Source organism: uncultured Fluviicola sp. (assembly GCF_902168135.1).
In the GTDB taxonomy this organism is placed as follows: domain Bacteria; phylum Bacteroidota; class Bacteroidia; order Flavobacteriales_D; family Crocinitomicaceae; genus Fluviicola.
The window spans coordinates 22,155-35,328 of sequence record NZ_CABHOL010000005.1; the positions used below are offsets into that span (position 1 = coordinate 22,155).

12 protein-coding genes are annotated in these 13,174 nt (G+C 40.8%); 11 read left to right on the top strand and 1 reads right to left on the bottom strand.

What is annotated here, in order from left to right; genetic code table 11:
* The first annotated feature begins 74 nt into the window (after window positions 1-74).
* From QZT69_RS00415 to QZT69_RS00460, 11 genes are all read left to right on the top strand, one after another.
* A complete protein-coding gene (locus QZT69_RS00415) occupies window positions 75-917 on the top strand; it encodes a transketolase (RefSeq protein ID WP_294669421.1) in 843 nt (280 codons plus the stop codon).
* Window positions 917-2,275, top strand: coding sequence for a VWA domain-containing protein (locus QZT69_RS00420; RefSeq protein WP_294669423.1), 1,359 nt, complete (start codon window positions 917-919; stop codon window positions 2,273-2,275). The genes QZT69_RS00415 and QZT69_RS00420 overlap by 1 nt, the downstream gene beginning before the upstream one ends.
* Window positions 2,276-2,277: 2 nt before the next feature.
* Window positions 2,278-3,231, top strand: coding sequence for a transketolase family protein (locus QZT69_RS00425; RefSeq protein WP_294669426.1), 954 nt, complete (start codon window positions 2,278-2,280; stop codon window positions 3,229-3,231).
* 4 nt (window positions 3,232-3,235) lie between these two features.
* Window positions 3,236-3,799, top strand: coding sequence for an RNA polymerase sigma factor (locus tag QZT69_RS00430; protein WP_294669429.1), 564 nt, complete (start codon window positions 3,236-3,238; stop codon window positions 3,797-3,799).
* A gap of 22 nt (window positions 3,800-3,821) precedes the next feature.
* Window positions 3,822-4,409 carry a hypothetical protein gene (locus tag QZT69_RS00435; protein WP_294669432.1) on the top strand — a complete coding sequence of 196 codons (588 nt, stop codon included), beginning with the start codon at window positions 3,822-3,824 and terminating at the stop codon, window positions 4,407-4,409.
* 38 nt (window positions 4,410-4,447) lie between these two features.
* Entirely contained in the window at window positions 4,448-4,942 is a 495-nt protein-coding gene (locus tag QZT69_RS00440) for a hypothetical protein (RefSeq protein WP_294669435.1), read from the top strand.
* Window positions 4,926-6,119 (top strand): aminotransferase class III-fold pyridoxal phosphate-dependent enzyme, encoded by a 1,194-nt coding sequence (locus QZT69_RS00445; RefSeq protein ID WP_294669437.1) that lies wholly within the window; start codon window positions 4,926-4,928, stop codon window positions 6,117-6,119. Before QZT69_RS00440 ends, QZT69_RS00445 begins: the two co-directional genes overlap by 17 nt.
* A 90-nt stretch (window positions 6,120-6,209) precedes the next feature.
* Entirely contained in the window at window positions 6,210-6,437 is a 228-nt protein-coding gene (locus tag QZT69_RS00450) for a DUF433 domain-containing protein (RefSeq protein ID WP_294669439.1), read from the top strand.
* Window positions 6,434-6,685, top strand: a complete 252-nt coding sequence (locus QZT69_RS19115) for a DUF5615 family PIN-like protein (RefSeq protein ID WP_367241693.1) — start codon at window positions 6,434-6,436, stop codon at window positions 6,683-6,685. Before QZT69_RS00450 ends, QZT69_RS19115 begins: the two co-directional genes overlap by 4 nt.
* Before the next feature lie 172 nt (window positions 6,686-6,857).
* Window positions 6,858-8,018 (top strand): kelch repeat-containing protein, encoded by a 1,161-nt coding sequence (locus tag QZT69_RS00455; RefSeq protein WP_294669440.1) that lies wholly within the window; start codon window positions 6,858-6,860, stop codon window positions 8,016-8,018.
* 193 nt (window positions 8,019-8,211) lie between these two features.
* The gene (locus tag QZT69_RS00460) at window positions 8,212-10,371 is read left to right on the top strand and encodes an FUSC family protein (RefSeq protein ID WP_294669442.1); all 2,160 of its coding nucleotides are present in this window, start codon (window positions 8,212-8,214) and stop codon (window positions 10,369-10,371) included.
* 35 nt (window positions 10,372-10,406) lie between these two features.
* Here the strand turns inward: QZT69_RS00460 and QZT69_RS00465 are convergent, their stop codons facing one another.
* The gene (locus QZT69_RS00465) at window positions 10,407-11,096 is read right to left on the bottom strand and encodes a hypothetical protein (RefSeq protein ID WP_294669444.1); all 690 of its coding nucleotides are present in this window, start codon (window positions 11,094-11,096) and stop codon (window positions 10,407-10,409) included.
* Window positions 11,097-13,174: the final 2,078 nt, after the last annotated feature.

Sequence of the window (13,174 nt, forward strand, 5' to 3'; positions counted from 1 at the left end):
CAAAACTAGTTAAAAAAAAAAGAAGAGCAAGCCGATATAAACCTTAGATTTGCAATGCCAAATAGCAAATAACAATGGAAATTCAACAATTACAAGCAATTGCATCACAGGTAAGAAGAGATATCGTCCGAATGGTTTCCGGAGCAAATTCAGGTCATCCGGGAGGTTCTTTGGGATGTGCAGACTTCTTAACAGTCCTTTATTTTGAAATGATGAAACACAATCCGGACCATTTCTCCATGGACGGAAAAGAAGAAGATTTATTTTTCCTTTCAAATGGCCACATCTCCCCTGTTTGGTATTCTGTTTTGGCAAGAGCAGGTTATTTTCCGATCGATGAGTTGGCGACTTTCCGTAAATTGAATGCAAGGTTGCAGGGACACCCAAGTACAGACAAAAAGATCCCCGGTGTACGCATGGCTTCCGGATCTCTCGGACAAGGCCTTTCCAATGCAATCGGTGCAGCTTTGACTAAGAAATTGAATAACGATAACAGAACCGTTTATACGCTTCATGGCGATGGCGAATTACAGGAAGGACAGATCTGGGAAGCTGCCATGTATGCTGCCGCAAATAAAGTGGATAACTTAATTGCTACCATTGATTACAACGGGCGCCAAATCGACGGTGATGTGGAAGATGTTCTTTCTTTGGGAGACCTGAGCGGAAAATGGCAGGCTTTTGGATGGGAAGTATTGGAAATGGACGGACACAGTTATCCGGACCTGATCGAAACATTGAATAAAGCCAAAAGTATGACCGGAAACGGAAAGCCGATTGTTATTATTATGAAAACTGAAATGGGTCAGGGAGTTGACTACATGGTAGGTTCTCACAAATGGCACGGTGTCGCTCCGAATGTAGAGCAATTACAAGAAGCTTTGATCCAATTGGAAGAAACCTTAGGCGATTATTGATGAAATACTGCGCGGTCATTTTTTGCATCTTCTTTTTGAGCTTTTCACAGGCTCAGGGGCAAAAACTGACCCGTATTTTGTTTATCCTGGATGCTTCCAATTCCATGAATGCCAAGTGGGACGGAACTCAAACCCGAATTGATGCAGCCAAAGAACTATTGATTAAAACAGTAGATAGCCTCAACGGGTCTGCCAATTTGCAAATCGCCCTGCGTGTTTACGGGCATCAATCACCGATTACAGCAACTTACCAGGATTGTAATGATACCAAGCTGGAAGTTCCTTTCGGCCCGGATAATTTCACGAAAGTCCGGAACAAAATCAAAACCGTATTAGCGAAAGGTACTACTCCTATTGCCCGTTCCCTGGAAGCAGCAGCAGCCGATTTTCCGGATACCAATGCACGGAATATTATTATTTTGATCACCGACGGATTAGAAGCCTGTGACAACGATCCCTGCGTTATTGCAAAAAAACTCCACGACAAAGGCGTGAAAGTAACTCCTTTCGTAATTGGTTTGGGACTGGATATCTCATACCTCGACCAATTCAAATGTATCGGAAGCTACATGGAAGCAGAAACTAAAGAAGCTTTCCGGAATGTTTTGAAAACAGTTGTCTCAAAAGCTGTCATTAATACAACTGTACAGATTAACCTCAATAACATCCACAAAGTTCCGAATGAAACGGATGTAACGATGTTATTATATAAAGCGGGAACAAAAGAATTGATGTACACCTTTGTACATACGCTCGACCGCCAGGGAAATCCGGACACATTGACAATGGACCCCAATTTCAGGTATGACCTGGTTGTTAATACCATTCCAAAAGTCTATAAGAACAATATCGGCATCATAAAAAACACCCACAACGTTATTCCTGTCGATTGTCCGCAAGGATTTATCAAACTGCGCTTTACAAATGCTACAAGTCCTTACCAGGTGATTTCCCGTGTCTACAAAAAATCCGATCAGCTGACCTTAAACTCGCAGCTGGTAGGTTCAACGGATAAATATATTGTCGGGGAATATGAAATTGAGATACTTACACTGCCACGCATTTATCACACCGTAAATGTAGTACAAAGCGGTACGGAAACGATCGATCTGCCTGCTCCCGGTCAATTAAGTTACAGCGCAACCAAAATGATTGCCGCTCAAATATTTGTAGAAAGTGACAATGGCAAAATGGACTGGGTATGCAACCTGGATCTGGTCAACCTGAAAGGATTAGTTTACCTTCAGCCTGGAAATTACCGCATTGTTTACAGACAAAAGCAATTAAGATCGACGACCTACACTGTAGAAAAGAAATTTAAAATACAATCCAATAAAACAACTTCGATTAATTTATAACAATGAAGCAATTTGAAATTTTAGGAAAGAAAGATACCAGATCTGGTTTTGGTGAAGGTTTATTAGAAATCGGTCGTCAGAATCCGGATGTAGTAGCATTGTGCGCGGATTTGACAGGATCTCTTAAAATGGACGCATTCCTGAAAGAATTTCCGGATCGATTTTTCCAGGCTGGAATTGCAGAGGCAAACATGATCGGGATGGCAGCCGGTATGACTATCGGTGGGAAAATTCCTTATACAGGGACTTTCGCAAATTTCTCAACAGGTCGTGTTTACGATCAGATCCGCCAATCGGTTGCATATTCTCAAAAGAATGTAAAAATTTGTGCTTCCCATGCCGGTCTGACATTGGGTGAAGATGGTGCGACACACCAAATCCTGGAAGATATCGGGATGATGCGCATGTTGCCACACATGACAGTAATCGTTCCTTGCGATTTCAACCAAACAAAACAGGCTACTATGGCAATTGCCGATCACAAAGGACCTGTTTACCTGCGTTTCGGAAGACCGGTAGTTCCTATTTTCATTCAACCGGATGCAAAATTCACCATCGGTAAAGCAGATATTTTGATCGAAGGAACAGATGTTACCATCATAGCTTGCGGACATTTAGTCTGGAAATCCATCGAAGCAGCGCAGCAATTAGCTGAGCAGGGAATCAGTGCTGAAGTAATAAATATGCACACGATTAAACCTTTGGACGAAAAAGCAATCTTAGACTCTGTTGGCAAAACCAAATGTGTTGTTACCGCTGAAGAACATATGTTAAACGGTGGTTTGGGTGATGCTGTGGCACAAGTACTTTCACGCCACATGCCTTTACCTCAGGAGTACGTCGGAGTAAACGATACATTCGGAGAATCGGGAACACCGGATGAGCTAATGGTAAAATACGGTTTGGATACTCCGAACATTGTTGAAGCAGTTAAAAAAGTACTAAAACGCAAATAAAAATATGAGTCAAATTCCCGATGAAAATACTATCATTTCTTATTTTCATCGGGATGATGATTTGGCTTACAAAGCTTTTACCTGGATCGTAGATCTTCATAGTAAAAGGCTTTATACTACTATCCGGCGCTGGATCAATAATCACGAGATTACCAACGACATCCTGCAGGAAGTTTTCATCAAGATTTGGAACAATCGAAAACAATTCCAGGGAAACAGTGCCCTTTTTTCATGGATATACCGCATTGCATACAATGAAACCATCCATTTCCTGAAAAAAGAGAATAAACATAAAAGTCTCGATATACAGGAACCGATCGTTTCTTTCTCACATCAATCGGAACATTACGGAAAGTTATCTTCCGAAGAAATATCCAAACTCCTTTTTGAAGCTGTTGAAACCTTGCCTGAAAAACAACGCATGGTCTTTGAATACAAATACTTTGAAGATATGAAGTACGAAGAAATAGCCAAACTAACAGGTGGTTCTGTCGGCGGGTTAAAAGCCAATTACTTTCATGCAGTTGGAAAAATCGAAGAATTTTTAAAAGGAAAATTAAACCATTGAACGAACTAGTAATCTTAGAGTTATGAACCAGGAGGACAAACATATTATTGATGATTTACAGGTAAATCCGATTCACATACCTTCAGACTTGTATTTTGAAGAATTGAAGAAGAATATCCTTACTGAAGTCAGAAATAACAGTTTAAAAGAAGAGGGAGCTTTGCTTCCGAAGACCGAAGCCTCACCTGGTAAAGATGAAAAGCAGAAGGAACAACCGGGAATTATCTCCATGTATCGCCGTTGGTACGTTTGGGGATCAGCTGCAGCAATTCTGGCGTTCGCCCTTCTTTTTCCCTGGAACAACCATACAAGTCCATCAACAAATCCGGAACCAATCAATTTGTCTTCCGTAAGTAATGAAGAGATTTATCAGTACCTGGATGAAAATATCGAAGATCTGGATACCGAAGTAATTGCCGCTCATTTAAGCAAAGATGAAATGGTGAATTCTGAAATCACAGAAAACCGCGACGAGGCTTCTGCAACAGAAAACACCGATAATTTCACTTCAAGATCTCCCCTACTGGAACACATCAAAGACGAAGAGATCCTGGACTATCTGAACGATGAATCCGGTGAATTGGACGAATATTTACTCATCGAAAGTTAAAAACCTCCGACTATGAATCGGAATCTAAAGAGAAAGAAATGAAAATGTTACAAAAAATTGCGTGGATCTTCCTTCCCCTGGTGATCACAACTGCCGCATTCGGGCAGGGGCCCGGAGAGGATAAGGAAAAAGACGAAAAGATTGAAGCACTGAAAGTTGGTTTCATCACCAAAGAATTAAACCTTACTTCTGCCGAAGCTGAAAAATTCTGGCCGCTTTACAATGAAATGGAAGATAAGATGAAGGAAATTCGTCAAACTTTCCGCAAAATTAATCATGAAATGAGAGATTCGGAAGACAAAATCTCCAATGAAGATGCTAAGAAAAAACTGAATACTCTTTTTGAGAATGAACAGAAAGAACTCGACCTGAAAAAAGAGTACAGCGAAAAATTTATTAAGCTCATCGGTGAAAAAAGAACCCTAAAACTCTTAAGTTTGGAACATGAATTCAGACGGGTGCTCCTCGAACGGTTAAAAGAACGCCGAGAAGGAGGTCCGCAAGACAGAAAACCGCATGGAGGCAAACCGTAAAGAAGATTTTTTAAAACATTTAGGACAAACAAATCCCTTCCCCTATTTAATTGATGTTGAATCGGCGGAAGGGATTTTCATTTACGATAAATCCGGGAAACGCTATACCGATATGATTTCAGGTGTTTCCGTAACAAACATTGGGAACCGCCACCCGCAGGTCATCAAACGCATCCGCGAACAATTGGACAAATACCTCCACGTAATGGTTTACGGAGAATTTATCCAGGATGCTTCCCTGGAAATGGCCCGTTTACTTCGGAAATTTCTTCCCAAAGAACTCGATTGTGTTTACCCTGTAAATTCAGGTACAGAAGCCAATGAAGCCGCATTAAAACTGGCAAAACGCGTTACAGGGCGAACACAATTAATTGCATTCAAAGGTTCTTACCATGGAAACACGCACGGATCCTTAAGTGTGTCTGCAAACGAGATTAAGAAAACCCCTTTCCGCCCGCTTTTACCGGATGTCGATTTCATTCGCTTAAATGAAATCGCAGACCTGAAGCGGATCACTAAAAGAACAGCAGGGGTTATTCTGGAAACCGTTCAGGGCGATGCCGGAGTGCGAAAAGCTTCCGATGAATTCCTGAGGGCACTTCGCAAACGCTGCGATGAAGTGGGCGCACTCCTGATCTTCGATGAAATCCAGTGCGGAATGGGTAGAACCGGGAAAATGTTCGCATTCGAGCACAGCGGAGTCATTCCGGACGTTCTAACCCTTGGAAAAGCGCTTGGAGGTGGTTTACCGATCGGAGCCTTTATCTCGAAATACGAAACCATGAACCAGCTGAGCCATTCACCCATGCTCGGACATATCACCACATTCGGCGGGAATCCCGTGATCAACGCAGCAGCCTGGGGAACTTTGGAAGTATTCGAACAAGAGATCAACTTCAACGAAGTAGAAAGATTGGGTGCTTTATTGGAAAGTTACTTAAAGGAGATCGACGAGATATTTGAAATTCGCCGGGAAGGAATGATGTTTGCCTGCGACATGGCCAGCGACGAACGTGTGGCAAAAGTGGTAGAACGGTTGTTGGAACTCGGAGTCATCAGTTTTTGGTTTCTCTCCCACCCTTACAGCTTCCGGCTTTCTCCACCACTAAATATTACAGAAGAACAAATCCACGAAGTAGGGAAATTGATTCAGCAGGCGGTGAAGGAGACGAAGTGATTTTAGGGCCTTAAACTATCTTCCTAAAAATAAATTTGTTAGTAAAAATAGTCAATCTAAATTTGTATTTTTATACTAATTAGATTCCTCATGAGAGATTATAAAGAGATAATTACGATTGAACCAGGAAAACGCGGAGGAAAACCGACGATCCGAGGCATGAGAATTAGTGTCAGTGACATTCTTAATTGGCTTGCCTCTGGGATGACTATTCCTGAAATACTTGCGGACTTTGATGAATTGACGCAGGAAGATATTTATGCTGCACTCAGTTACGCTGCTGATAGAGAAAATAAAATCTATCAAATTGCAGTATGAAGTTGATTTTTGATCAAAATATTTCTCATAGAATTCTTAAAATTTTGTCCGGACATTTCACAGGATCAACTTCTGTGAAAACAGAGAATCTGATTGATAGTTCTGACAAAGCAATCTGGGAGTTTGCAAAAAAATCAAATTACATAATCGTCACTCAAGATTCAGATTTCAACGATTTGAATTCACTTTATGGGTTTCCACCGAAAATCATTTGGATTAGAACCGGAAATCTAAGAACAGAAAAATAGCGGAAATATTAGAAAGTCATTTTTTAGAAATTCAGGATTTTGTAAATAATCCAAATTTCGGATGCTTTGAAATTTTAACTATCAAACAGTAATTCAATTTTATCCTTTTAATTATTTCTTCTCCCACAAACGATTTCTCCAAATTCTGCGTTAGTCAAACAAACACATGATCATGAGGGGAATATTCATCCTGTTTTTATGCTTTACCGCCGGTATTCACGCGCAGACATGGACTTCTGTCAGTTCTGTTCCAACAGCCGGACGAGATGATGGTATCTGCTTTTCCCTCAATGGATACGGTTATATTGTAACGGGTTACCTGGGAACGTTCAACGAGAGCAATAAACTGTTCCAATACGATCCAAACACCAACTCCTGGAATGAAAAAGCAACTTTTCCGGGAATTGCCCGACAATATGCAAGCGTTTTCACCTTAAAAAATAAAGCTTACCTCATTGGTGGTTATTCAGAAACAAGCCTGGCGTTAAAAGATGTCTGGCAGTACGATGCATTCACCGATTCCTGGCTGCAATTGAATGATTTCCCCGGATTGGCACGCTGGCATGCAACAGCACTTCAGATACAGGAAACCGGTTATTTCGGGATGGGGACAACAGCCGATTCTACACTGGCGGATTTCTGGAAATACAATGTCGACCTGGATTCCTGGTCACGAATTTCGGATTATCCGGGCGGACCTAATCGCAGCGTACTGGGTTTTCAATTATTGAATGAAGGAATTTTCGGCGAAGGATTTGACATCAACCCGATCACTTATTCTACCAGCTGGTTTTCATACAATCCGGAAAAAGAAACCTGGACTTCAATCTCTCCGCTGCCATCCGGAATGCGCTCCTATGGAACGGCAGTCAGTACCGGTTTCAGTGCTGTGATATGCGGTGGAATGGATCAGAACAATGTCTTCCACAACGATTGCTACCTGCTCGATCACGCGAAAACATGGCGTTTAGTTGGCCAGATCCCGCCTAACGGATTAAGAGGCTCCAAAGGATTTACCCTCAACGGGAATTTCTATTTGGGAACAGGATTAAACGACAATATGGTCCGCATTTCAGATTTCTACAAAATGGAAATGCCGGTTTCGAGCATACAGGAAACCATGCTTTTCCCGAATCCAAGCAAAGATTATTTCAACCTGATCTCCGAACCTTACGCAAAAGTTTCCGTGTTTTCGGTTGGCGGACAACTCATTCAAACACTTGAAACGAATGACGCAGGTTTTTTAGAAATCAAACAGCTCCCGATTGGTTTGTACGTATGCCTGATAGAAGGAAAAAGCAGCTCTGAAATCAAAAAAATTGCCAAACTGTAGGTGCCTTCGACTCCGCTCAGTCACCTTAGAGTAGGCATTTTACAATTAAAAGGTCATTGAGCGGAGTCGAAATGACTTTTTAATTTCTTTGAACTTTTGAACCCTTTGATTCCGATAGCTATCGGAATTTTTAACTTTTAAAAGGCATCAAGCCTTTTAAAGTAACTATCTTTGTTAGGAAATTCACTTTTCTATGCGGTTTCAGCCGATCAAGCAATTCAATACCATTCTCCAACAGGAATATTTGGAACCCACTATCAGTTGGTCCATCAGGGTAGTTTTGGCGTTAAATGTTCCCTTGATCGTCTTCCCGATTTTCCTTGGTTTTTCCTACCACATTATTTGGGCAGCTTTCGGAGCCTACATGCTCACACTGATCGATTACAGAGGTTCTCATTATAAAAAAATGCTGATCCAATTTGTTGAAGCCATTCTCATTCTGACCGCAGCCATACTTGGAATGAACATCGGAGGTTCGGTTATACTTGCTACGCTCGGAATGTTAGTCATAGGTGTTTTTGCGGCTTTGATCCGGAATTGGAGTGATTACGGTTCTACCATCGGTGTTGGAGTAGGATTCTTCTACTTATTCGGTATTTCCAATCCCACCCATTTTTCAGAATCACTTGTTTATGGAAAATACATCCTGTTCGGAGCAGCCTGGGCAATTGCCATTATCTTTTTGTCTTTTCCATTTTCTGCTTCCAATCCCTTAAGAAGATCAGTAGCAACTATCTGGAAACGGAACACCGATTACCTCGATGCGCTCATTCAGCAATTTTTGGAACCGGATGCCAAACGCGACCTATTGAGTATTACAGCTAAGGAAATCGAGATTCGCAATGCGGTCGACAAATCCATTGAATTATTCAATCGCAGAAAGGAAAACTCCAGTTTCAAAGCCGAACACTACGATCAAATGATCGAGATCCGAAAATCCGCTGCCTATTTTGGAGCAAGTATTAAATTACTGCATGAAGAACTGGAATCCATCAAGAACGAACCGGTCTTAGTACAGAATCGTTCCATTCTTTACAAAACACTTTCAGCTTTGTCACAGGCTTCTGCCCGACTTTCCATTGTTATCTTCACATTTCGCGGGGAAGATTTGACCATGGCGAAGGTACGGATCAAACGTTTTGAGATCGCGGCCAAAATCCTGAAGGAAAATTTACAGCAGCAGGACCTTTCGGAAGATCACAAACTGATCCTGAACCAATTTATTGTGAGTTTGAACCAATGTCAGCAGTTCATGGAAAATACCATTCAGCTCATGGACCAGAAGCTGAGTTTCAAGCGCAGTAATTATTTTGAGAATTATAAATTGTCTTTCAACCATTTCATTGCCGGATTGCAGCCGCGTGTACTCTTCCAGATCGTACGTGAAATCTTTAACTTCGATTCACAGCAGTTTAAGTATGCCCTTCGTGTAGGATTAGGACTCGCACTTTCTGTTTTCATATTTAAATTCTTCAAAATTGATCACGGACACTGGATTGCATTGACCTTGCTGATCGTTATCCAGCCATACTATGGCGCAACTCGCAAAAAAGGATTTGAACGGATTGTCGGGACTGTAGCCGGAATTTTGGTCGGTGGTGCAATTATGCTGCTTCCAATCAAACACGAACAGTTTGTTGTAATCCTGATATTCATATCTTTCTTTGTAGCTTATTACCTGCGAAATAATTACAAAGTGGGAGTTTTCTTTGTAACCATCATGCTTGTTGTCATGATGCAGCTTTCCAAACAGGGTTCCTGGGATTTAATCTGGTGGCGGGTGCTTTCCACACTGATCGGTTCTGCACTGGCAATCCTGATCAGCTTTGCATTCTGGCCGATGTGGGAGAAGCAGCGTTTTCCTGCTTTGCTCAATAGTTCATTCAATCAGAATTTATTCTTCCTGAACCAGGTAATCCTGAATTATCAAAAGAAACTTCCCACAGGAATTACCTGGCACAAAAGCCGTCGATTAAGTGAAGCTGCAAACAATAACTTATTTGCCTGTATTCAGCGCATGTATGAAGAACCCCAGGCCCACCAGCGCCAGATCGATGTACACTTTGCCAAAGTGGGATCGAATATTCGCATTTCACGGGAAATTACCAGTTTGGCTTTTGCGCTCGAAAAAGAAACTTCCGGAAAATTGGCTGAAACCCTGAACAACTATATGGAAGCCATCCAAATTATTTTCTACCAGTTCATCCAGCATGAAAAAGAAATGGATTTCCAGCCGGTTAAAACCATTCTTCAGGATCCTGTTTTTGAAGAAAACGAGCAGTTTCAGGCCATCCAGGTGGATTTGGAGAAGATAGTGTTTGAGTTGGAAGCGTTGAAAGAGTTTAGAGGTTAAACGTAGTGGCGCGATTAATCGCGCCACTACTTGCATTATACTGCGGGATTCAACGGTTCATTTCCCTTGCTGCCTTTATTGCCGTAATCGATGGTGATGCGGGCACTGGTGTAGGCTTCAACAAAGGCCGGGTGTGAGTGTTTGAATACCAGGATCAGGCGGTCAAATTCTACGCGGAGCAATTCGTTCAGTTCCTGCTCCAGTTCTTTGATGGACTGGGTGATCCCTTTTCGTTTGATGATCGCTTTGCGGACGCTGTTGTTTACTTCGCTCACATTTTCCAGGAGCGGAATGAGTTCATCGAGGACCTGCGTAGTGACTCCATAAACAGCTAATTGCGGGCCGTAGGTATCGATGTCTTGTTTCAGTTCGGCGCTTCGGGCTGCCAGCTGGGTGAGCCGCAGGTCTTCCAGATCGGTTTTGGTGAGGTTGTTGCGTTCCCGCAGCAATACATCGCCGGTGGCGCGCCCCAGGAGGAAGAGTGCGTGCTGCACAATGAGCATTCGCTCGCGCAGATCCGTGATGCGTAGTCTTTTGTCGATGGCCACACCGGTAGTTGCACCCAGTTGTTCGGTGACGCGCACCCGGAGCAGGTTCAATTTCGTTTCAAAAGCCGCTTTGGCACTTACAAAAGCCGGGATTCCCTGCCAGGTTGCCTGATGATCGTTTAAAACCGAAAGTACACTCCCGTACATGTTCAGTTTGTTTGCGGTGGATTTTTTCATTGTTCCAGTTATTAAATGGTTAATACCCCTATAATGAAAAATGATGCCAAACTATTGTTTATCAATCGTTAAGAGACGTTAATACCGGCTCTTGACTGATCAAAGTGTTGCTGGACGCTTTCAAAAGGTAGTTTTGGATGAACCATGAAGTAGACTAAAGTCACTTCATGATTCCTAAATATTTTTAGCGGGGTTTACTGCACATTGACTGGGGTTCGTTTTCTACGAGCAAAGGTTAGCGCGAGATTGAGTTCCGTTTGCTTTCCACGAGGAAAGGTTGGTTGGAGATTGAGTTAGGTTGGTTTTCTACGGGCAGAGGTTTGCTTGAGATTGAGTTCCGTTTGCTTTCTACGAGGAAAGGTTGGTGTGAGATTGAGTTCCGTTCACTTTCTGCGAGGAAAGGTTGGTGTGAGATTGATGTGGGTTGTTTTCTGCGGGCAGAGGTTTGTGAGAGATTGGCGAAGGTTAGTTGGAAATACAATACACTTTATTGAAGATTGAATAGATTTCCTTAGATTTGAAGTATAACTTATTTTACCTCTATGCCTGCTGAAAAACGGAATAGATCACTACTATTCGAAGACTTAAAACAACTCGATAAATGGCTTTTCTCAAAAAAAACATTTATATCAATATTCTCAATTGGCTTAATAATTTTCCTAAAACCGCTATTTGAACATCTAATAAATCAGTTTTTAGTTAGCAAAGAATCATCATCATCTGCAATGATGGATGTAGCGGTAATTTTTATCGGGTTATTTATGTTTTCTTTTGGCATTTACAAATTCCGTTTAAAATACCAACCTTCATACAATCATATATTGATGATATTACTAGGAGTATTAGCATATTCATCATTCAGATTCGGTGAGCATTCATTTAATTATGACAAGTTCATGTGGAACAAACTGTCTAGTATTTACTATTTAGATTTTCTAGTGATTACAAGCTCTTTTTTTCCATTTCTAAATTCATTACTTGCGCAAACCAAATCATTTAAGAAGTATAAGAAAATTGAGTCAACTTCTACAAATACTTATTTTGAAGATCGTCCTATCAATCAAAACCAGCAGAATGAACATTTAGTTAAGGAGATTTGTGATGCTATATGCTCAAATGAATTTTTAGGATCTTTTTCGATTGGCGTAATGGGAACCTGGGGACATGGAAAATCAAGTTTCATTCAAGCATTAAAACATAGATTAAAATCGACCGAAGAGGCAAACGGGATAATTGAAATTAACTTCTCTCCATTCTTAAATCATAAGGAAGAAGATCTTATCTCTGATTTTTTTAAGTCGTTTAGCAATCAACTTTCCCGTTACAGTGGGCAATTATCTCAATCATTAATTGAATATGCAGGAAGTATTACAAAATTCTATAAACGAGGAGAGATAACTGATCTTTTAAGTAATATATCAATAGCTAGTGGAAATCCTGCATTCGAACTTTATAATAATGTAAACGATTTGATTGGAAAAACGGAACGAAAAATTGTTGTTTATATTGATGATTTAGACCGTCTTAGCTCAAAAGAAATCCTTCAAATATTTAAACTAATACGTAATACCTCAAATTTCAAAAACACATTTTTCATTCTGGCATTAGACAAAACTTATGTTGTCAATGCATTAGCAGCGGATAAAAGTTTTATGGAAAGTAATTTTATTGATAAGTTTTTTCAATTAGAAGTCTTTTTGCCAGAAATAAATGAAATAGAATTAGCCACCTATCTATCAGATCTCTTGATCAAATCTAAAAAATTTAATGCTGATCAAATATCTACCATTTTGAAGCCTATAAGGGAACAAGAAACATTATTTGGAAACTATATTAAAAATTACCGAGATTGTATACGCCTAACAAATCAAATAATATTTGATCATTCAGTTTTGGAAAATTTAATTGCCGAAGTTTCTGTAATTGACACTCTCAATCTAATTTTTCTTAGAACCAGATTTCCACAAATATTCAACGAATTGCACCAGAATAGAAGAAGATTTCTAATAGAGGATACTAGCTGTCTCTTATACACATCTCCGAGCCCACGAGACTAAGGCGAATCTCGTATGCCGTCT

What these genes read in the sequence shown, in the direction of transcription:
- QZT69_RS00415 (WP_294669421.1), top strand. Translation starts at nt 75, where the DNA reads ATGGAAATTCAACAATTACAAGCAATTGCATCACAGGTAAGAAGAGAT.
- QZT69_RS00420 (WP_294669423.1), top strand. Translation starts at nt 917, where the DNA reads ATGAAATACTGCGCGGTCATTTTTTGCATCTTCTTTTTGAGCTTTTCA.
- QZT69_RS00425 (WP_294669426.1), top strand. Translation starts at nt 2,278, where the DNA reads ATGAAGCAATTTGAAATTTTAGGAAAGAAAGATACCAGATCTGGTTTT.
- QZT69_RS00430 (WP_294669429.1), top strand. Translation starts at nt 3,236, where the DNA reads ATGAGTCAAATTCCCGATGAAAATACTATCATTTCTTATTTTCATCGG.
- QZT69_RS00435 (WP_294669432.1), top strand. Translation starts at nt 3,822, where the DNA reads ATGAACCAGGAGGACAAACATATTATTGATGATTTACAGGTAAATCCG.
- QZT69_RS00440 (WP_294669435.1), top strand. Translation starts at nt 4,448, where the DNA reads ATGAAAATGTTACAAAAAATTGCGTGGATCTTCCTTCCCCTGGTGATC.
- QZT69_RS00445 (WP_294669437.1), top strand. Translation starts at nt 4,926, where the DNA reads ATGGAGGCAAACCGTAAAGAAGATTTTTTAAAACATTTAGGACAAACA.
- QZT69_RS00450 (WP_294669439.1), top strand. Translation starts at nt 6,210, where the DNA reads ATGAGAGATTATAAAGAGATAATTACGATTGAACCAGGAAAACGCGGA.
- QZT69_RS19115 (WP_367241693.1), top strand. Translation starts at nt 6,434, where the DNA reads ATGAAGTTGATTTTTGATCAAAATATTTCTCATAGAATTCTTAAAATT.
- QZT69_RS00455 (WP_294669440.1), top strand. Translation starts at nt 6,858, where the DNA reads ATGAGGGGAATATTCATCCTGTTTTTATGCTTTACCGCCGGTATTCAC.
- QZT69_RS00460 (WP_294669442.1), top strand. Translation starts at nt 8,212, where the DNA reads ATGCGGTTTCAGCCGATCAAGCAATTCAATACCATTCTCCAACAGGAA.
- QZT69_RS00465 (WP_294669444.1), bottom strand. Translation starts at nt 11,096, where the DNA reads ATGAAAAAATCCACCGCAAACAAACTGAACATGTACGGGAGTGTACTT.